This is a genomic window from Marinimicrobium koreense (genome assembly GCF_003762925.1).
Lineage (GTDB): Bacteria > Pseudomonadota > Gammaproteobacteria > Pseudomonadales > Cellvibrionaceae > Marinimicrobium > Marinimicrobium koreense.
Window position 1 is genome coordinate 1,214,603 of record NZ_RJUK01000001.1, and the last position, 19,439, is coordinate 1,234,041.

16 protein-coding genes are annotated in these 19,439 nt (G+C 59.4%); 6 read left to right on the forward strand and 10 right to left on the reverse strand.

All coding sequences use genetic code 11. The features are described from left to right. Positions 1-16: 16 nt before the first annotated feature. The 6 genes from cysG to EDC38_RS05260 all read right to left on the reverse strand — a co-directional run bounded on the left by cysG (position 17) and on the right by EDC38_RS05260 (position 8,196). Positions 17-1,414 carry a siroheme synthase CysG gene (gene cysG, locus EDC38_RS05235; RefSeq protein ID WP_123637598.1) on the reverse strand — a complete coding sequence of 466 codons (1,398 nt, stop codon included), beginning with the start codon at positions 1,412-1,414 and terminating at the stop codon, positions 17-19. A gap of 162 nt (positions 1,415-1,576) precedes the next feature. Next, positions 1,577-2,869, reverse strand: a complete 1,293-nt coding sequence (serS, locus tag EDC38_RS05240) for a serine--tRNA ligase (RefSeq protein ID WP_123637599.1) — start codon at positions 2,867-2,869, stop codon at positions 1,577-1,579. A gap of 228 nt (positions 2,870-3,097) precedes the next feature. Further along, on the reverse strand, positions 3,098-3,472 hold the full coding sequence (crcB, locus tag EDC38_RS05245) for a fluoride efflux transporter CrcB (RefSeq protein ID WP_123637600.1): 375 nt from the start codon (positions 3,470-3,472) through the stop codon (positions 3,098-3,100). After that, positions 3,472-4,824 (reverse strand): replication-associated recombination protein A, encoded by a 1,353-nt coding sequence (locus tag EDC38_RS05250; RefSeq protein WP_123637601.1) that lies wholly within the window; start codon positions 4,822-4,824, stop codon positions 3,472-3,474. Before EDC38_RS05250 ends, crcB begins: the two co-directional genes overlap by 1 nt. After that, positions 4,824-5,444, reverse strand: a complete 621-nt coding sequence (gene lolA, locus EDC38_RS05255; protein WP_123637602.1) for an outer membrane lipoprotein periplasmic chaperone LolA — start codon at positions 5,442-5,444, stop codon at positions 4,824-4,826. Before lolA ends, EDC38_RS05250 begins: the two co-directional genes overlap by 1 nt. A 403-nt stretch (positions 5,445-5,847) precedes the next feature. Continuing rightward, entirely contained in the window at positions 5,848-8,196 is a 2,349-nt protein-coding gene (locus EDC38_RS05260) for a DNA translocase FtsK (protein WP_123637603.1), read from the reverse strand. A gap of 264 nt (positions 8,197-8,460) precedes the next feature. Here EDC38_RS05260 and trxB point away from each other — a divergent pair, with 264 nt between their 5' ends. From trxB to infA, 4 genes are all read left to right on the forward strand, one after another. Then, entirely contained in the window at positions 8,461-9,408 is a 948-nt protein-coding gene (gene trxB, locus EDC38_RS05265; protein WP_123637604.1) for a thioredoxin-disulfide reductase, read from the forward strand. Between the two features lie 53 nt (positions 9,409-9,461). Then, positions 9,462-10,166 carry a leucyl/phenylalanyl-tRNA--protein transferase gene (gene aat, locus EDC38_RS05270; RefSeq protein WP_123637605.1) on the forward strand — a complete coding sequence of 235 codons (705 nt, stop codon included), beginning with the start codon at positions 9,462-9,464 and terminating at the stop codon, positions 10,164-10,166. Between the two features lie 41 nt (positions 10,167-10,207). Next, positions 10,208-10,918 (forward strand): arginyltransferase, encoded by a 711-nt coding sequence (locus EDC38_RS05275; protein ID WP_123637606.1) that lies wholly within the window; start codon positions 10,208-10,210, stop codon positions 10,916-10,918. Positions 10,919-11,502: 584 nt separating this feature from the next. Then, positions 11,503-11,721, forward strand: coding sequence for a translation initiation factor IF-1 (gene infA / locus EDC38_RS05280; RefSeq protein WP_024460472.1), 219 nt, complete (start codon positions 11,503-11,505; stop codon positions 11,719-11,721). A 113-nt stretch (positions 11,722-11,834) separates the two neighbouring features. Here infA and clpA read toward each other — a convergent pair whose 3' ends face one another. Continuing rightward, entirely contained in the window at positions 11,835-14,108 is a 2,274-nt protein-coding gene (clpA, locus tag EDC38_RS05285; protein ID WP_024460473.1) for an ATP-dependent Clp protease ATP-binding subunit ClpA, read from the reverse strand. Positions 14,109-14,131: 23 nt separating this feature from the next. Beyond that, the gene (gene clpS, locus EDC38_RS05290; protein ID WP_123637607.1) at positions 14,132-14,518 is read right to left on the reverse strand and encodes an ATP-dependent Clp protease adapter ClpS; all 387 of its coding nucleotides are present in this window, start codon (positions 14,516-14,518) and stop codon (positions 14,132-14,134) included. Between the two features lie 275 nt (positions 14,519-14,793). On the opposite strand from clpS, the gene cspD reads away from it, so the two are divergent. Beyond that, positions 14,794-15,099: a cold shock domain-containing protein CspD gene (gene cspD / locus EDC38_RS16640; RefSeq protein ID WP_024460475.1), complete on the forward strand. Its 306-nt coding sequence runs from the start codon at positions 14,794-14,796 to the stop codon at positions 15,097-15,099. A gap of 118 nt (positions 15,100-15,217) precedes the next feature. Here cspD and EDC38_RS05300 read toward each other — a convergent pair whose 3' ends face one another. Continuing rightward, positions 15,218-17,449 carry an NADP-dependent isocitrate dehydrogenase gene (locus tag EDC38_RS05300; RefSeq protein ID WP_123637608.1) on the reverse strand — a complete coding sequence of 744 codons (2,232 nt, stop codon included), beginning with the start codon at positions 17,447-17,449 and terminating at the stop codon, positions 15,218-15,220. A gap of 98 nt (positions 17,450-17,547) precedes the next feature. Here EDC38_RS05300 and EDC38_RS05305 point away from each other — a divergent pair, with 98 nt between their 5' ends. Continuing rightward, entirely contained in the window at positions 17,548-18,129 is a 582-nt protein-coding gene (locus EDC38_RS05305) for a pseudouridine synthase (protein WP_036159882.1), read from the forward strand. 406 nt (positions 18,130-18,535) lie between these two features. Here EDC38_RS05305 and sucD read toward each other — a convergent pair whose 3' ends face one another. After that, the gene (gene sucD, locus EDC38_RS05310) at positions 18,536-19,408 is read right to left on the reverse strand and encodes a succinate--CoA ligase subunit alpha (RefSeq protein ID WP_123637609.1); all 873 of its coding nucleotides are present in this window, start codon (positions 19,406-19,408) and stop codon (positions 18,536-18,538) included. Positions 19,409-19,439: the final 31 nt, after the last annotated feature.

Below are 19,439 nucleotides of genomic sequence, written 5' to 3' on the forward strand. Positions count from 1 at the left end.
TCTCGCCGCTGTCAATTTATTGACTGCCGGACCGCTCCGGAGAAAACCAGCTCAGCTCGTGATGTAACTGCACCACCTCACCCACAATCAGCAGCGTCGGACCGTGCACATCGCTCTCGGCCACCCGCTGGGGCATGGTTTCCAGGGTCCCGATCAGTACCCGCTGATCCTGGGTCGTGCCCTTCTCCACCAGTGCCACCGGCGTCTGGGGTGACCGGCCATGGCGAATCAGAACCTGACAGATTTCCTCCAACCCCACCAGGCTCATATAGAACACCAGCGTCTGCCCCGGCAACGCCAACTCCGGCCATGTCAGGTTCGGGTTGTCGGTTTTCAGGTGCCCGGTGATAAAGCGCACCGATTGGGAATGATCGCGGTGGGTGAGCGGAATACCGGCATAGGCCGCACAGCCCGAGGCGGCGGTAATGCCCGGCACCACCTGAAAGGGGATCTGGTGCGCCGCCAGCAGGTCGATCTCTTCGCCACCACGACCAAAGATGAACGGATCGCCGCCCTTCAGGCGCAGCACCCGCTTGCCCTCCTGGGCGAGCTTGAGCAGCAGCTCGTTGATATTCTCCTGCGGCATATGATGATCACTGCGCCGCTTGCCGACATAAATCCGGTCCGCGTCCCGACGTACCAGCTCCATCACTTCCGGGGACACCAGCCGGTCGTAGAGCACCACATCGGCCTGCTGCATCAGACGCAGAGCTTTCAGGGTCAACAACTCCGGATCCCCGGGGCCGCCACCCACCAGGTACACCTCGCCCTGGGTATCGACATAATCGGGATTGGCCAGATCCTCGGCAATGGCCCGTTCGGCCTGCTCATCCTGACCACTGAAAACCAGCTCGGCAATCGGCCCCTGCAATACCTTCTCCCAGAACCGGCGTCGATTCTCCTCACTGAACGACTGCTTCACCCGCTCCCGCCAGCGGCTGGCCAACTGAGCCAGACGGCCATAGCTTTTGGGGATCAGGGTTTCCAGCTTGGCCCGAACCATCCTCGCTAACACAGGCGCCTCACCGCCGCTGGAAATGGCAATCACCAGGGGCGAGCGATCGACAATCGCCGGGGTGATAAAACTGCAGAGTTTGGGGCTGTCCACCACGTTGGTGGGAAGGTAGCGGGCCTGGGACTCTTCCGAAATGCGAACGTTGAGTTCGTTGTCATCCGTGGCGGAGCACACCAGCACCACGTCATTCAGATCGCTGGACTCGTACTCGCGATAATGCAATTCGCCACCGCCTTGCTCAGCCAGGTGTTTGAGCTCGTCCGAAATCTCGGGAGCCACAATGCACAGCCGGGCACCGGCACGGGCCAGCAAGCGGCCTTTGCGGGTGGCAATGTCGCCGCCGCCGACCAGAAGGCAGCGGCGGTTTTTCAAATCCAGAAAGACGGGGAAATAATCCATGGGGTATCACCGAGGGTGGAGCGAACTTTATTTGAAGATACGGTAACGTAGACGTACACCGAGCCGCTCCGATTGGAGGGCTGCGGTTGGCACGGGAGTTGGCGTAGGGCGGATAAGCGGCCTCGCCGCGCATCCGCCGTTCCTGACGCTCGAATTAAACGTTTAAACCGGGGTGTTTACGCCCAGGCTTTTCAGTCCACCCATATACGGCTGCAAGACTTCCGGGATGGTGATGCTGCCATCTTCCTGCTGGTAGTTTTCCAGCACCGCCAATAGCGTGCGACCAATCGCCAGGCCGGAACCATTCAGCGTGTGCAGCAGCTCCGGCTTGCCGGTTTCCGGGTTGCGGTAGCGGGCCTTCATGCGGCGCGCCTGGAAATCCCGGAAATTACTGCAGGATGAAATCTCCCGGTAGCGCTCCTGAGACGGTACCCACACTTCGATATCGTAAGTTTTCGCAGCCGAGAAACCAATATCGCCGCCGCACAAGATGACAGTGCGGTAAGGCAGACCCAGTTTCTGCAAAATCGCTTCGGCGTGGCCGGTCAGTTTCTCCAGGGTCTCATCGGACTCTTCCGGACGGACAAACTGCACCAGCTCCACCTTTTCAAACTGGTGCTGACGGATCAGGCCGCGAGTGTCTTTACCGTGCGAGCCGGCTTCACTGCGAAAACAAGGCGTGTGGCTGACAAACTTCATCGGCAACTGATCCGCTCCATCGAGCAGCACATTGCGCAGAATATTGGTCACCGGCACTTCCGCCGTAGGAATCAGGTAAAAACACCGCTCATCATCCAGCTTGAACAGGTCTTCCTCAAACTTGGGCAACTGGCCGGTGCCAGTCAGCGAATCCGAGTTCACAATAAAGGGCACATTCACTTCCTCGTAACCGTGCTCCTCGATGTGGGTGTCCAACATGAACTGCGCCAGGGCCCGATGCAGACGGGCAATGCCCGAGCGCAGCAACGCGAAGCGCGCACCGGTCAGCTTGCTCGCGGTATCAAAATCCAGCCCACCCAGGCGCGCGCCCAGATCCACGTGATCGACAATCGGAAAACCGAACTCGCGCGGCGAACCCCAGCGGCGCACCTCGACATTATCGTCTTCGCTTTTACCTTCAGGCACTTCATCGGCGGGAATATTGGGAATGCCACTTAACAGGTCATCCAACTCCGCCTGAATCTCATCCAACTCTGCTTCGGCTTTACCCAGGGCCTCTTTCAGCTCACTGACCTGGGCCAGCAGGGGCTCCACATCTTCACCCCGCTGCTTCGCCTGGCCAATCGATTTGGCGCTGGCATTGCGCTCCTTCTGCAGGTTCTCGGTCTTCACCTGCACATCACGACGGCGCTCCTCCAACGACGTCAGGCGCGCAACGTCCAACTCATAACCACGCTTCTTCAGCGCCTCGGCCACCGATTCGGGATTGCTACGAACAAGTTTAGGATCCAGCATAAAAATGTCTTATTTAGTTCAGAGGGTTAAAAATTTGATGTTCTAAAATAACTCTCGGTACGGTCTACTCTCTAAGTTCCCAGAACTTGGAGTTTACTGCCAGCGGATACGGGTACTGATACCCGGGACCGTCGGAGGCATGGATGCCGACGCAGAGCCTACAGGGACGTACTTGCCGCGGGTCCCGGGTAACAGTACCCGTATCCGCCCCCAATCAAAACAAAAGCACTAGAAAAACATGCGCGAAAAATACACTGACACAACAACGGCGAGCAAACAGCTCAACAAGGTGACCAGCGAATAAACCACCGCCACCGTCGGCGCCCCATTCTGCCAGAGCAACAACGCATCCAACGAAAACGTCGAGAAAGTCGTCAACGCCCCCAGAAAACCCGTAATCACAAAGGGCCGGTACTCCGGCGCAACAAGCCCCTTATCGACAATCAACACAAAGGCCAGGCCCACAAGAAGACACCCGAGCACATTCGCCACCAGCGTTCCCAATGGAAAGCGCGTCCCCATCACCGGAAACAGCCAGGTCGTCAAACCAAACCGACCCATCGCCCCCAGAGCACCGCCCAAGGCCACGGCCAACCACTGCATCAATCGCTCTCCTGGCTATAACGCCGAATCGGACTCTTGGCATCCAGCTCGCGGAAATAGGCCAACTTCTCCCGAATCCGTTGCTCAAGCCCCCGCTCCACCGGCTCGTAATAGACTCGATCCGCCAACTCTGGCGGCAAATAACTCTCACCCGCAGCGTAAGCACCGGGCTCATGGTGGGCGTAACGATACTCCGCCCCGTAATCCATGGACTTCATCAGCTTGGTGGGGGCGTTGCGCAGGTGCACCGGCACCTCATAGCCCGGCTGCTCGCGCACCTCGGCCATCACCGTATTGAAGGCATTATACACAGCATTGCTTTTGGGTGCCGAGGCCATATAAACCACGGCCTGGGCGATGGCCAACTCACCCTCCGGACTGCCCAGGCGCTCCTGGGTATCCCAGGCCGCCAGCGCCAGAGGCAGCGCGCGCGGGTCGGCATTGCCGATATCCTCACTGGCGATGCGGACAATGCGCCGGGCGATATAGAGCGGATCGCAACCGCCATCGAGCATCCTGGCAAACCAGTACAGCGCGCCGTCCGGGGAGGACCCCCTCACCGATTTATGTAAGGCCGAAATCTGCTCATAAAACAGATCCCCGCCCTTATCAAACCGGCGGACATCAGCGGCCAGCACCTCCTCCAGCACCGCCCGGTCGATCACTTTCTTACCGTCGCGCTCCTCCGCCAGATCCGAGGCAATCTCGAGCAGGTTCAGCGCCTTGCGCGCATCGCCGTCCGCCGCCTTGGCCAGCGTGTCAATCCATTCCTCCTCGATCCGGATGCCGTCGTTTCCGAGACCTCTCTCGGTATCCTCCAGCGCCTGGTGTAACACTTGGCGAATATGGTCAAACTCCAGGCCACGCAGTACATACACCCGGCACCGGGAGAGCAGCGCGTTGTTCAACTCAAACGAGGGGTTCTCAGTCGTAGCTCCAATAAAGATCAGCGTGCCGTCTTCCACATAAGGCAAAAACGCATCTTGCTGCGCCTTGTTGAAACGGTGCACCTCATCGACAAACAGGATCGTCTTGCGCCCCCGGGCGGCCCGCTCCTGTTCGGCCACCTGCACCGCCGCGCGAATATCCTTCACGCCCGCCAGCACGGCCGAAATGGTCTGAAAACGCGCATCCGCCTGCTCAGCGAACAGTCGCGCCAGGGTGGTCTTACCCACCCCCGGCGGCCCCCACAGAATCATGGAGTGCAGATGACCGCGCTCAATGGCGTCACGCAGCGGCTTGCCGGGCGCAAGTAAATGCTCCTGACCGATATAGTCCGCCAGGTTCCGCGGCCGCATCCGCGCCGCCAGGGGCTGATAGACCGGCTCGCTTTGAAACAGATCGCCCGCCATCAATCCACCAACACATCAACGCCGTCGGGGACCTCAAAGGTAAACCGACCGTCATCGATGGACTCATTACGTTTCAGATCGGACAGAGTAAACCGGGTGATCTGGTCCAGATTGTCATCCATCCGGATTTCCCGCAGCAGATTGCCGTCAAACGTCAGCACCAGCGCCGCGAACAGACTGTCATCATCCTTGGGCTCCAGGCGGAACGCATCCCAACCCTCATCCGTTACCGTGTCGGTGATCTCAAACTGCTCATTCAGCGCGGTCAGCTCATCACTGAGAATCAGCGCCGGCGTATCCTGCAACTCCTCATCGAACTCACGTACCGTCACCTGCATCAGATCCGGGTCGTACAGCCAGATGGACTCGTGATCCGACACCAGACGTTGCTCAAACGGCTCCCGCGTGTGCCAGTCAAACTTGCCCGGGCGAGCCATGGCAAAATCCCCCGAGCTCTCCTCCAGCACCTCGCCGTCCATATCGATCAAGACCTGGGTGAACTCGCCTTGCAGGCTGGTCATGGCGTCCAGGCGGGAGCGCAGTTCCGCGGTCGAGTCGGCGTGGAGGGGGGTGCTCAGCAGGAGCAGGGTTGAGGTGATCAGAGCGTAGAGTCGGTTCATAAATAGTGGCTCGGTTGTTTGGTTGTGTTCTTTGGACCCAGGAAGGTGGTAATAAAGTTCCGGGGGTCGTTTTGTCGGATTACGGACTTTGGCCTAATCCGACCTACGGATATTTTGGTGGTTTTTTTGGTGGATGACGCCCTTTGGGCTCCGATACGTCGGACCGATCCACCCTACGTCATTACCGCAGCATCTGGTATTGGGTTACGGCGGGTGCGCCTTCGGCTTACCCGCCCTACGCGACCTCAGGTGGAAGCTGGCACTGAGGCGAGAGAGGGGAATACCCCTCGGAGACTCTCGGAGGCATGGATGCCGACGAGAAGCCCCCAAGGATGGGTTTACGGCGGGTCTCCGAGGGGTATTCCCCTCTCTCGCCGGTCTCTCTCGAAACCACCATACGAAATCAGTTTTTGGGGACCAGGACCTCGCGGTTGCCGTTGTGGCCGGCTTCGGAGACCACGCCGGCGGCTTCCATGGTGTCGATCAGGCGGGCCGCACGGTTGTAGCCGATGCGCAGCTTGCGCTGAACCCCTGAAATCGACGCCTTGCGTGAATCAATCACAAACGCCACCGCCTCATCGTAAAGGGCATCCCCCTCACCGGCATCACCGCCCTCTTCCCCTCCGGGCATACCCGGTACCGGAATCGAACTGGTCGTACTCTCATCCGTCACCCCATCAATATAATTCGGCTCACCGCGCTTCTTCCAATCCGCCACCACCTTGTGCACCTCATGATCATCAACAAAAGCGCCGTGAACACGCACCGGATTGCTCGTACCGGGAGGCAGATACAACATATCCCCGTGGCCCAGCAACTGCTCCGCCCCACCCTGATCCAGAATCGTGCGTGAATCAATCTTCGAGGACACCTGAAACGCAATCCGCGTCGGCACGTTCGCCTTGATCAGACCGGTGATCACATCCACCGACGGGCGCTGGGTCGCCAGAATCAGATGGATACCCGCTGCCCGTGCCTTCTGGGCAATACGGGCAATCAACTGTTCCACCTTCTTGCCGACGATCATCATCATATCGGCAAACTCATCGATCACCACCACAATCGCCGGCAGGTGCTCCAGATCCGGCGCCGTGGCCTCCTCGGCCCCCGGCTCGTAGTTCTCTTCCGGTTTGAACAGCGGGTCTTTCAGCGGCTCTCCGGCCTTGCGGGCCTCATCCACCTTACGGTTATAGCCGGCCAGGTTGCGAACCCCCAGGGCGGCCATCAGCTTGTAACGCCGCTCCATTTCCCCGACGCACCAGCGCAGGCCGTTGGCGGCGTCTTTCATATCGGTAATGACCGGGGTCAACAGGTGCGGAATGCCCTCATAGACCGACAGCTCCAGCATCTTCGGGTCCACCAGCATCAGTCGTACTTCGTCCGGAGAGGATTTGTACAACAGGCTGAGCAGCATCACGTTCACGCCCACGGATTTCCCCGAGCCAGTGGTACCCGCCACCAGCAAGTGGGGCATTTTGGCCAGATCCGCCACGATGGGTTCGCCGGAGATATCGTGACCCAGGGCCATGGTGAGCACGGATTTGGCCTTGGCATACACATCCGAGGCCAACACTTCACTCAGGCGCACGATTTCCCGGTGCTCGTTGGGAATCTCAATCCCCACCACCGATTTGCCGGGAATCACTTCCACCACCCGCACGCTGATCACCGCCAGCGAACGGGCCAGGTCTTTGGCCAGATTGGTAATCCGGCTGGCCTTGACCCCGGGGGCGGGCTGAATCTCGAACCGGGTCACCACAGGCCCGGGCTGCACCGAGACCACCTCGACCTCGATCCCGAAGTCCTTGAGCTTCAGCTCTAGAAGACGGGACATGGCTTCCAGGGACTCTTTGGAATAGGACTTGTCACTGTGTTCATCGGCCGGATCCAGCAGATCAATCGAGGGCAAGTCACCCTCCGGAGGTGAACTGTCCTTGGTATCGAACAGCGAAGCCTGCCGGGCCGGCTTGGGCTGGGGTTTGGGCGGGGCCTTCTTGACCGGTTCGCTGATCGTGGGCGGCACCCGCTTGGCGGTTTTCTCAACCTGCTTGGCAACGGCTTCCCGGCGCGTGCGCTGGGCCTCTCTCGCGGCTTTGCGCTCGGCCCGCTGGTGCTGCCAGTGCTGGAAGCCCGAGCGGATTTTATCGAGCAGTACCAGGGTCAAGCGCCCGGTTTCATCCATCAGTGCCAACCAGGACAGGTCCGTAAAGATGGTGATACCGAACAGGAAAATCGACAGCAGAATCAGGGTGCCACCGGTGTAGCTGAAGGCGCCTTCAACGGCCTCGGCCACCGAAGCGCCCATCAGACCACCATTGGAAAACGGCAGGCTGGCCCCATCGGGGTAGTGCATACTGGCAATACCGGTACCCGCTACCATCACCAGGATCAGGCCCACCACCCGCAGCGAGATTAGCAACCAGTCGAACCCCGGCTGACGCTCCCGATCCCGAAATACCTGCCAGGCCCGGTAGGCCAGAAGTACCGGAAACAGGTAGGCCAGATAGCCAAACAACGACAGGAACACATCGGCCAACCAGGCCCCGGCCGGGCCGCCGGCATTGCGAATGCGGCTGTTTTCGCCCGTGTGCGACCAGCCCGGGTCCCCGGCGTCATAGGTCACCAGTGCCAACATCAGGTACACACTGATGGCGGCCAGGCCGATCAGGGCGCCTTCTTTGACGATGCGCACCAGCACACTGTCGGCGGGCGCGGCGTCGTTACTGGCGGTGGAGGTTTGAGAACGCTTCAAACGGGTTAATCCTGTTGAGTTGTAAGAATGACGGCGGCTATTCTATCGGCCCGAACGGGGTTTGCAAAAGCGACCCGTTCATAGACTCGCCCCGGACCCGAAGGGACCGATGATAGCGCAAAGCGATAAAACCGAGAGATTACCATTAAAGAAAGCAATACTTGGCATTGGTTCATACTATTTTGCGCCCCGAGAGCGATTCACTTATGATGAGCGCCTTCAAATTTCCCCCTCACTCTCAATTGACGTAAAGGACAGCAAATCATGAGCGAAGCACAGCATCATCGCCTGATTATCCTCGGTTCGGGTCCCGCCGGTTACACAGCGGCCATCTACGCGGCCCGCGCCAACCTGAATCCGGTGCTGATCACCGGTATGCAGCAGGGTGGCCAGCTGACTACCACCACGGATGTGGAAAACTGGCCGGGCGGTGTGTCCGACCTCCAGGGGCCCGACCTGATGGTCGAGATGCAGCAGCACGCTGAGCGTTTTGACACTCAGATCATTTTCGATCATATCCACGAAACCGACCTGAGCGAGCGCCCTTACAAGCTGATCGGTAACGAGACCTACACCTGTGACGCCCTGATCATCGCCACCGGCGCCTCCGCCCAGTATATCGGCCTGCCCTCGGAAGAAGCGTTTATGGGCAAGGGCGTCAGCGCCTGCGCTACCTGTGATGGTTTCTTCTACCGCGATCAGAAAGTCGCCGTGGTCGGCGGTGGCAACACGGCGGTTGAAGAGGCTCTATACCTGTCCAATATCGCCAGCGAAGTCACACTGATTCACCGTCGCGACAAGCTGCGAGCGGAAAAAATTCTGCAGGACAAGCTGTTCGCCAAGGCCGAAAATGGCAACGTGAAGATCGTCTGGGACCACACCTTGGACGAAGTGCTGGGCGATGACAACGGCGTTACCGGCGCCCGTCTGCGCAGTATGCTCAATGAAAGCACTCATGAAATTGACGTCCAGGGCGTATTTATCGCCATTGGCCACAAGCCCAATACCGATATCTTCGCCGGTCAGCTGGACATGAAAGACGGCTACATCAAGATCAAGAGCGGCCTGAATGGCAACGCCACCGCCACCAGTGTGCCCGGTGTGTTCGCCGCGGGCGACGTATCCGACCACGTCTACCGTCAGGCCATCACCTCGGCCGGTGCCGGCTGCATGGCGGCGCTGGACGCGGAAAAGTATCTGGACGACCTGTAACGGGGTCCCTCCAGACCTGTTCACCGGCCCTTCGGGGCCGGCTTGACGCACTCATGATTACCCTTCCCTGGCTTGAGCCCAACACTCTGGACTTTCCGCCCACGACCGAAGCTCTGGATGAACCCAACGGGCTGCTCGCCGGTGGCGGCGACCTGTCTCCGGAGCGACTGATGCGCGCCTACCGCCTGGGTATTTTTCCCTGGTACGAGGAGGGTCAGCCCATTCTGTGGTGGACGCCAGACCCTCGCGCCGTGCTCTTTCCCGACCATCTGCACGTGTCCCGTTCCCTGCGCAAAACCCTCAAACGAGGGGAATATAGGGTCACCTGTGACCAGGCTTTCGAGGCGGTCATGCGCGCCTGCGCCGCCCCCCGCGACGGCGCCTCCGGCACCTGGATTACCGATGACATGCTGGCCGCCTACACGCGCCTTCACCGTCAGGGAGTGGCGCATTCCATCGAAGTCTGGCAGGAAGAGCGCCTGGTGGGAGGGCTTTACGGCCTCGCCCTGGGCCGCGTCTTTTTTGGCGAGTCCATGTTCACCCGGGCGGACAATGCCTCCAAGGTCGGCTTTGTCCACCTGGTCGCCCAACTCAAGGCGTGGCATTTTGAGCTCATCGACTGCCAGGTGGGCAGCGCACACCTGTTCAGCCTTGGGGCGGAGGAAATTTCTCGTGAAGCCTTCGAAAAAATCCTGCTAGACTATGCCTATCTGCCCTCGATCAGCGGTCCCTGGCACCTTAATCAGCCCGTGCTATAGACCGACGCCCAGAGATAGACTTCCCGACGGGAGGAGACACCATGACCGACCTGTCGAACCTCAAACTCTTCGCCACCCAGCCCCACCCCTGCAGTTATCTGGAGGGAGAGGAAGCCACTACCCTGTTTATCGACCCCAACGCGCCGGTTGATCAGGACCTGTACAGCCAACTGTCCCAGATTGGCTTCCGCCGCAGCGGCGCGCACCTGTACCGGCCGCACTGCGCCCAGTGCAGTGCCTGTGTGTCCTGTCGCATTCCGGTCGAACACTTCCGCCCCAACCGAAAGCAGCGCCGTTGCTGGCGGCGCAATGAGGACCTGACGCTGGCCATGGTGGAGCGGATTGATGCCGATGAGCACTACGAGCTGTACGCCCATTACATCAACACCCGCCACCGGGACGGGGACATGTACCCACCCTCACGAGCCCAGTACGAAGCGTTTTTAAGCCGGGCCTGGGGCGTGACTCAGTACCTTGAGGTGCGGAATGCTGAGGACCGACTGCTGGCGGTTGCGGTGTGCGACCGACTGGACGACGGGCTGTCGGCGGTGTACACCTTTTTTGACAGCCGGGAAGACCGCCGCAGCCTGGGGGTCTTTGGCATTCTGGCCCAGGTGGAACAGGCCAAAGCCCTGGGATTGCGATATGTGTATCTGGGGTATTGGATCAAGCAGTGTCGGAAGATGGATTACAAGACCCAGTATCGGCCGTTGGAGATGTTGGTCAATCGGCGCTGGGTGCGGGTGAATTAGTTTTTTGGCTTTGCAGCTTCGAACCGGGCCGCTACGGGAGGGCAGGCTTCTCCGAGACACGCCGTAAACCCATCCCTGGGGGCTCGATTACCCGCCATCCAGGCGGGTAACGGTCCCGGAGAAGCCTGCCCTCCCTCCGCCGGTGCCAAGGTGACCCTGTTTTGAGATAGCTACCTCTCCGAGCACCAGTTATCGGATGGATCGGATCGGTCCGACGCGTGACTATTTGGCACTGAGGTCCGGTGGGCGGTGCCCTGTTCCCGGACTGTGGAGCGGGGGACCCGCGATTCGAGCCTACGTGGACGACCCACATGGATGTGGGAAGTGTCCGTAAGCGCCAGGAGCGCGTAGGACCGTATTTACGGCGTGTCCGGGAACAGGGCACCGTGCAGCGGACCGGACGTTCTGCGACTCTAAAGCTCAATAAACCACCTTTTATCCTGCCAGCACTTGGCCTTTCGGCTCATTTCAGGCACAATTCACGCCTATTTTTGGCCCTGCGGGGCAATCATTCAGACTTACCCTGTGCACGATGTCTGAAGTTCGACGACAATGCACTCACAGAAAGCTGAGGAAACGGCCGAATGGCGAAAGAAGACAATATTGAATTTGAAGGTGAAGTAGTCGACACCCTGCCCAATACCACTTTCCGCGTAAAGCTGGAAAACGGGCACGTGGTGACCGCGCACATCTCCGGCAAGATGCGTAAAAACTATATCCGCATCCTCACCGGCGACAAGGTCAAGGTCGAAATGACCCCCTACGACCTCACCAAAGGTCGCATCACCTACCGCTCCCGCTAAGCACCCCTTCGGCGCCCTGCCCGCCCGGCGCCGAACAGCCTGGTTACCGACAAAAAACCCGCGCCTCCTGACGGTGGCGCGGGTTTCGTTATGCCTGCGGGAAAGTGAGTCGGTCAGGCCTTGCCATCTACCCTGATCGCCAGCTCGTCCTTGTCCGGATCCACGCCCACATACACAGAGCCGCCATTTTCGGCCAGTTCTCCGAAAAGCACCGCTTCCGCCAAAGGCTTCTTGACCTTCTCCTGAATTAGACGAGCCATGGGTCGGGCGCCCATTTTTTCGTCATAACCGTGCTCGGCCAGCCACTGACGAGCCTCGTCGGTCACCTCCAGAGTGACTTTCTTGTCGTCCAACTGGGACTGCAGTTCCACCAGGAACTTGTCCACCACGGTCTTGATCACGTCCATACTCAGGGCGCCGAACTGCACGACCGCATCCAGCCGGTTGCGGAACTCGGGGGTAAAGGACTTTTTGATCGCCTCTTTACCATCGGTGGTGTGATCCTGATGGGTGAAGCCGATGGACGGCCGACTCATGTCCTCCGCACCCGCATTAGTGGTCATCACCAGAATGACGTTGCGGAAGTCCGCCTTGCGGCCGTTGTTGTCGGTCAGGGTCCCGTGGTCCATCACCTGCAGGAGCAGGTTGAACACCTCGGGGTGCGCCTTCTCGATCTCATCGAGCAACACCACACTGTGGGGATGCTTGGTTACCGCATCGGTGAGCAGGCCACCCTGATCAAACCCGACATAGCCCGGAGGCGCACCGATCAGACGGGACACCGTGTGCCGCTCCATGTACTCGGACATATCGAAACGGATCAACTCCACACCCAGGCACTTGGCCAACTGCCGGGTCACCTCGGTCTTACCGACACCGGTGGGACCGGCGAACAGGAAGGAACCGATGGGTTTCTCAGCGGAGCCCAGGCCGGCGCGCGACAGCTTAATCGCGGTCGACAGGGTGTCGATGGCCTCGTCCTGTCCGAAGACGGTCATCTTCAGGTTGTCATCCAGCTTGCGCAATTGCTCCTTGTCCGAAGAGGACACGCTCTTCGGGGGAATGCGCGCAATCTTGGCAACCACCGCCTCGATATCGGACACACCGACGGTTTTCTTGCGCTTGCTCGGCGGCTGCAACTGCTGGTAGGCCCCGGCCTCGTCAATCACGTCGATCGCCTTGTCGGGCAGGAAGCGTTCATTGATGTAACGCTCGGACAGCTCCGCCGCCGTGCGCAGTGCCGGGTCGGTGTAGCGAAGTCCATGGTGCTTCTCAAAGCGGCTCTTGAGCCCTTTCAGGATCTGATAGGTCTCATCCACCGTGGGTTCTTTGACGTCCACCTTCTGGAAGCGCCGGGACAGGGCCCGGTCCTTCTCAAACACGCCCCGGTATTCCTGATAGGTAGTGGACCCCATGCAGCGCAATTCGCCGGAGGACAGCAGAGGCTTGAGCAGGTTGGAGGCGTCCATGACACCGCCGGAGGCCGCCCCCGCACCGATGATGGTATGAATTTCGTCGATGAACAGAATCGCATTCTTCTGCTTTTTCAGCTCACCGAGCAGCCCTTTGAAGCGCTTTTCAAAGTCACCACGGTATTTGGTGCCTGCGAGCAGCGCTCCCATATCCAGGGAATAGACCACGCTGTCCGCCAGCGCTTCGGGCACATTGCCGTCCACCACGCGCTTCGCCAGCCCTTCGGCAATGGCGGTTTTACCCACCCCGGACTCGCCCACCAGCAGCGGGTTGTTCTTGCGCCGACGGGAGAGAATCTGGCTGACCCGCTCCACCTCGTACTCGCGCCCCACCAGGGGATCAATACGCCCCTGCATGGCCTGCTCGTTCAGGTTGGCCGCAAAACTCTCCAGCGGGCTCTGGCTGGGCGACTCACCGCCGATGGCATCATCGTCGTGCTGCTCCTGGGCGGAGTCGTTGCCGTGATCGGACTGTCCGGCCACCTTATGGATGCCGTGGGTGATGTAGTTGACCACATCAATGCGGGCAATACTCTGCTGCTTCAGGTAGTAGACCGCCTGACTTTCCTGCTCACTGAAGATGGCCACCAGCACATTGGCCCCGGTCACCTCCTGCTTTCCCGAGGACTGAACGTGGAATACCGCGCGCTGCAGTACCCGTTGGAAGCCCAGTGTCGGTTGGGTTTCCCGCTCGGTGTCGTCTTCCGGAATCAGAGGCGTGGTGGAGTCGACAAATTCGATCAACTCCTTGCGCAACTGGCCCAGGTCCGCACCGCAGGCACGCAGGACATTCGCCGCCGATTCATTGTCGATCAACGCCAGCAACAGGTGCTCAACGGTCATGAATTCATGCCGCTTTGAGCGCGCGCCCTTGAACGCCAGGTTCAGGGTAATTTCGAGATCTTTACTTAGCATCGCTGATAACCTCTACTGCAGAGTCACCGGTCGTCGTCTTCCACTGCTTCGATTTCGCACAACAGCGGATGTTCATTGTCCTTGGCAAATTGATTGACCTGGGCCGCCTTGGTCTCGGCAATATCCCGAGTATAGACACCACATACGGCTTTACCTTGGGTATGTACTTTGATCATGACCTGGGTTGCCTTCTCCCGGTTCATGGAAAAAAAGATTTCCAGCGTCTCCACCACAAAATCCATCGGTGTGTAGTCATCGTTGAACATGACTACCTTGTACATTGGCGGGCGGCGCAGTTTGGGCTTGTCCTCCTGCACCGCCACATTGCCGTCCCCTTCGGCCGCATCCGGCTCTTTGGCCAGCATCGGCTCTTTACTTAAGGTTAGATGATAGATCGTCATTTTTCCCATCAGTACCGAAAAAGGTTGCGTAAAAATGTGTAATCTAGCCGGGCTGCCCGACCGGGATATACGCTTCATTGTACCGGAACGATGCCCCGGTCACCTACCACCTTCCCGAGCCGCACACTTGACACGGGAAGGAAACTTCGCTAAAACGAGTGACGTTGGTCAAAAAAGCAACAAAGTGACGGGCTAGTTAAACACTTTGAGCAATAAACCAACACACTCTAATAACGATTAACGATGAGGCCTGTGCGCCTCTCCGCAACAGAAGGATACCCCCCATGCCTACAGGTACCGTCAAGTGGTTCAATAACGCCAAAGGCTATGGCTTTATCCTGCCGGACGAAGGTGGCGAAGATCTGTTCGCGCACTATTCGGCCATCCAGATGGAGGGTTATAAAACCCTTAAGGCGGGTCAACTGGTCGCGTTCGATATCACCAAAGGTGATAAAGGCTACCACGCCACCAACATCATTTCTTCCGATGCCCATCAGGCCGACGAGCGCGCCGCCGCCAACAATGGCGCCGGAGAGCGACGGGACTTCGATTCCGCCCCCGGCAAGCCGGCCGCCGTCACGACTCACTGACCGAGTCGCCACGCACCGATCCTGATCCGATCTGAAACAAAAACCCCCGGCGCCCTGATGGACCCCGGGGGTTTTTCGCACCATCAAGCACCCTTCCCTGTGCTGTATATGGCATCGATCAGGCGTTTTTCAAGGCATCCAGCGCGGCATTGAGCGTTGCGCTCGGGCGCATGACGTCAGACACCTTGCGGGTGACCGGACGGTAGTAGCCACCGATGTCCACCGGCTTGCCCTGCACGCCGTTCAGTTCGGCCACGATCTTGTCTTCCTCGGCCCTCAGGGTTTTCGCCAGCTCGGTGAAACGCTGCTTGAGCTCGGCATCGTCAGACTGAGCCGCCAGTGCTTCTGCCCAGTACAGTGCCAGGTAGAAGTGGCTGCCCCGGTTGTCCAGCTCGCCGGTTTTGCGCGAGGGTGACTTGTTGTTTTCCAGGAAGTCCGCATTGGCCTTGTCCAGTGCATCGGCCAGCACCTTCGCCTTGGCATTGCCGGTGACCTTGCCGAAGTGACGCAGTGATTCCACCATCGCCAGGAATTCACCCAGGGAGTCCCAACGCAGGTGATTCTCCTCCAGCAGCTGCTGAACATGCTTGGGGGCCGAGCCGCCAGCACCGGTCTCAAACAGGCCGCCGCCATTCATCAGCGGCACAATAGAGAGCATCTTCGCACTGGTGCCCAACTCCATGATCGGGAACAGATCGGTCAGGTAGTCGCGCAGCACGTTACCGGTCACGGAAATGGTGTCCTTGCCCTGACGGATACGCTCCAGGGAGAAGGTCATCGCATCCACCGGCGCCATGATGTGAATTTCCAGGCCACTGGTGTCGTGCTCTTTCAGATACTGCTCCACTTTCTTGGTGACCTGGGCGTCGTGAGCACGCTTGGAGTCCAGCCAGAACACGGCCGGGGCGCCACTTTCGCGAGCACGGTTGACCGCCAGCTTGACCCAGTCGCGGATCGGCGCATCTTTGACCTGGCACATGCGGAAGATATCACCCGCTTCGACGCTCTGCTCGATCAGCACCTGGCCGCTGGCATCCTCCACCTGAACCTTGCCGCTGGCCGGCACTTCAAAGGTCTTGTCGTGTGAACCGTACTCTTCGGCCTTCTGGGCCATCAGACCAACGTTGGACACGCTGCCCATGGTGGTCGGATCGAAAGCGCCATTGGCTTTACAGTCGTCAATCACAGCCTGGTAAATGGTGGCGTAGCAGCGATCCGGGATCACGGCCTTGGCATCGTGGCGAGCATTGTCCGCGCCCCACATCTTGCCGGAATCACGGATCATGGCGGGCATGGAGGCATCGATGATCACATCGCTGGGGACGTGCAGGTTGGTGATGCCTTTATCGGAGTTGACCATGGCCAGACGGGGGCGTTCGTTGTACACCGCCTCCACATCGGCAATGATGGCCTTGCGCTGATCTTCCGGCAGTTGCTCAACACAGGAGTAGAGATCGCCAATACCGTTGTTGGCATCAAAGCCGACCGACTTCAGGGCCGCCTCATGTTTTTTCAGAGCGTCGGCATAGAACACTTCCACGGTATGACCAAACAGAATCGGGTCGGAGACCTTCATCATGGTCGCCTTCAGATGCAGCGAAAAGAGCACGTCTTTGGCTTTGGCATCGTTGATCTCGGCTTCCAGGAAGTCCCGCAACGCCTGCTTGCTCATGACCGCCGCGTCAATGATCTCGCCGTCGAGCAGCGCGGTTTTCTCTTTCAGGATCTGAGTGTCGCCCGCATCGGTGACCAGCTGAATTTTTACGTCGGTGGCTTTCTCCACCAGCACGGACTGCTCGCTGCCGTAAAAATCGCCGTGGGACATGTGAGACACGTGAGACTTGGAGTCGGCGGACCAGGCACCCATTTTGTGCGGGTTCTTGCGCGCATACTGCTTGACCGAGACCGGAGCCCGACGGTCGGAGTTGCCTTCGCGCAGGACCGGGTTAACGGCACTGCCTTTCACCTTGTCGTACTTGGCTTTGACCGCTTTCTCTTCATCGGTCTTGGGCTCATCCGGGTAGTCCGGCAGGTCGTAGCCCTGCTTCTGCAGCTCTTTGATGGCCGCCTTCAACTGGGGAATGGACGCACTGATATTGGGCAGTTTGACGATGTTGGCTTCCGGCGTTTTGGCCAGCTCGCCCAGCTCAGCCAGATCATCAGCGATGCGCTGTTCTTCGCTCAGACGCCCGGGAAACTGGGAGATGATCCGTCCGGACAGGGAGATGTCACGGGTCTCAATCGCGACGCCGCAGGGTTCGGCAAAGGCGCGAACGATGGGCAGCAGAGAGTAGGTCGCCAGCGCGGGCGCCTCGTCAGTTTCCGTGTAGATGATTTTGGATTCGGTCATGATAAGCTGTCACTCCATCTTGTCTGGGGGTGTGCCGGTGTTTTGATCGCGCGCATTATACCAGTAATGACCACGCCCGGCATGAAACGAGGTTATCTGTGGCACGTCTGTTGTTGTTCAATAAACCTTATGGGGTACTCACCCAGTTCACCGATGCTCAGGGCCGGGACACTCTGGCCCGTTACATTGATGTCCCCGGTGTCTACCCGGCCGGCCGTCTGGATCGCGACTCCGAGGGCCTGCTGTTGCTCACCGATGATGGCCAGGTACAGCACCAGATCGCCCACCCGCTGCACAAGCTGCCCAAGGTGTATTGGGTGCAGGTGGAGGGCGCGCCCGACAAGTCGGCTCTGCAGGCGTTGCGTGAGGGTGTCACGCTCAACGACGGCCGGACTCGCCCGGCCAAGGTAAAAGTGATTCCCGAACCGCCCCTCTGGCCCCGGAACCCGCCGGTGCGGGAGCGCAAATCCGTTCCCACCACCTGGCTGGAGCTGACCATCACCGAGGGCCGTAACCGTCAGGTCCGCCGGATGACAGCGGCGGTCGGCCACCCCACCCTGCGCCTGGTCCGCGCCCGGATCGGCACCTGGTCCCTGGATCAGTTGCAACCCGGCCAGTACCGGACGGAAAAACTTCATCTGCCCAAAGCGCCGGCCAAGCCTTCATTGCGTAAGCGTTGAGTTGCTGCTCTCGGCGGAACCTTACCAAGCACTTCGCATTGTGGCGCTGCGGGTGGGTATACCACTGCAAGACACGCCGTAAACCCATCCCTGGGGGCTCATTACCCGCCGTCCAGGCGGGTAACGGTCTTGCAGTGGTATACCCACCCTCCGCTGGTGCCAACTGAGCGTTGTTTGGAGATAGCGCCTGGTGCCACCGGGCATTCGTTGGCACTGAGGTGGCTGTGGGGTATACCGTTTGGAGACTCTCTGAGGCATGGATGCCGATGAGAAGCCTACAGGGATGTATTCACGGCGGGTCTCCAAACGGTATACCCCGCAGACACCGGTCGTTAATAGAACCACCCAAGCCAAACAACAGACACAAAAAAGGCGGCTCGCAGGCCGCCTTTTTTGACTGAAAGACTTACCAACCAGTGGCTTCTTTCAACGCCTGGCCGATGTCCGCCAGGCTGCGTACGGTTTTCACACCGGCGTCTTCCAGAGCGGCGAACTTCTCGTCAGCCGTACCCTTACCGCCGGCAATGATCGCGCCCGCGTGGCCCATGCGCTTACCCTTCGGTGCCGTGACACCCGCGATGTAAGACACCACCGGCTTGGTGACGTTGGCCTTGATGTAAGCGGCGGCTTCTTCTTCCGCGCTACCGCCAATCTCACCGATCATCACAATGGCTTCGGTCTTCGGATCGTTCTGGAACATCTCCAGAATATCGATGAAGTTGGAGCCCGGGATCGGGTCACCACCGATGCCGACGCAGGTGGACTGACCGTAACCGAAGTCGGTGGTCTGCTTGACCGCTTCATAGGTCAGGGTACCGGAGCGGGACACGATGCCCACCTTGCCCGGCTTGTGAATGTGGCCCGGCATAATGCCGATCTTGCACTCACCCGGTGTGATCACACCCGGGCAGTTGGGGCCGATCAAGCGCACGCCCAGCTCATCGCACTTCACTTTACAGTCGAGCATATCCAGAGTCGGAATGCCCTCAGTGATGCACACGATCAGCTTGATGCCGGCGTTGGCCGCTTCCAGGATCGAGTCCTTACAGAACGGAGCCGGTACGTAGATGACGGACGCTTCAGCGCCGGTTTCGGCCACGGCTTCCGCCACGGTGTTGAACACCGGCAGGCCAAGATGAGTCTGGCCACCCTTACCCGGAGTAACACCGCCGACCATCTTGGTGCCGTAGGCAATTGCCTGCTCAGAGTGGAAGGTACCTTGGGCACCGGTGAAACCCTGGCAGATCACTTTGGTATCTTTGTTGATCAAAACGCTCATTGTTGAGTCCTCAAATTCTGTGTTGCTGCGG

Bases quoted from the DNA above. Each gene is read 5' to 3' on its own strand.
- sucD (WP_123637609.1), bottom strand. From the start codon at position 19,408: ATGAGCGTTTTGATCAACAAAGATACCAAAGTGATCTGCCAGGGTTTC.
- infA (WP_024460472.1), top strand. From the start codon at position 11,503: ATGGCGAAAGAAGACAATATTGAATTTGAAGGTGAAGTAGTCGACACC.
- aat (WP_123637605.1), top strand. From the start codon at position 9,462: ATGATTACCCTTCCCTGGCTTGAGCCCAACACTCTGGACTTTCCGCCC.
- crcB (WP_123637600.1), bottom strand. From the start codon at position 3,472: ATGCAGTGGTTGGCCGTGGCCTTGGGCGGTGCTCTGGGGGCGATGGGT.
- EDC38_RS05275 (WP_123637606.1), top strand. From the start codon at position 10,208: ATGACCGACCTGTCGAACCTCAAACTCTTCGCCACCCAGCCCCACCCC.
- EDC38_RS05300 (WP_123637608.1), bottom strand. From the start codon at position 17,449: ATGACCGAATCCAAAATCATCTACACGGAAACTGACGAGGCGCCCGCG.
- EDC38_RS05250 (WP_123637601.1), bottom strand. From the start codon at position 4,824: ATGGCGGGCGATCTGTTTCAAAGCGAGCCGGTCTATCAGCCCCTGGCG.
- cspD (WP_024460475.1), top strand. From the start codon at position 14,794: ATGCCTACAGGTACCGTCAAGTGGTTCAATAACGCCAAAGGCTATGGC.
- cysG (WP_123637598.1), bottom strand. From the start codon at position 1,414: ATGGATTATTTCCCCGTCTTTCTGGATTTGAAAAACCGCCGCTGCCTT.
- serS (WP_123637599.1), bottom strand. From the start codon at position 2,869: ATGCTGGATCCTAAACTTGTTCGTAGCAATCCCGAATCGGTGGCCGAG.
- lolA (WP_123637602.1), bottom strand. From the start codon at position 5,444: ATGAACCGACTCTACGCTCTGATCACCTCAACCCTGCTCCTGCTGAGC.
- trxB (WP_123637604.1), top strand. From the start codon at position 8,461: ATGAGCGAAGCACAGCATCATCGCCTGATTATCCTCGGTTCGGGTCCC.
- clpS (WP_123637607.1), bottom strand. From the start codon at position 14,518: ATGGGAAAAATGACGATCTATCATCTAACCTTAAGTAAAGAGCCGATG.
- clpA (WP_024460473.1), bottom strand. From the start codon at position 14,108: ATGCTAAGTAAAGATCTCGAAATTACCCTGAACCTGGCGTTCAAGGGC.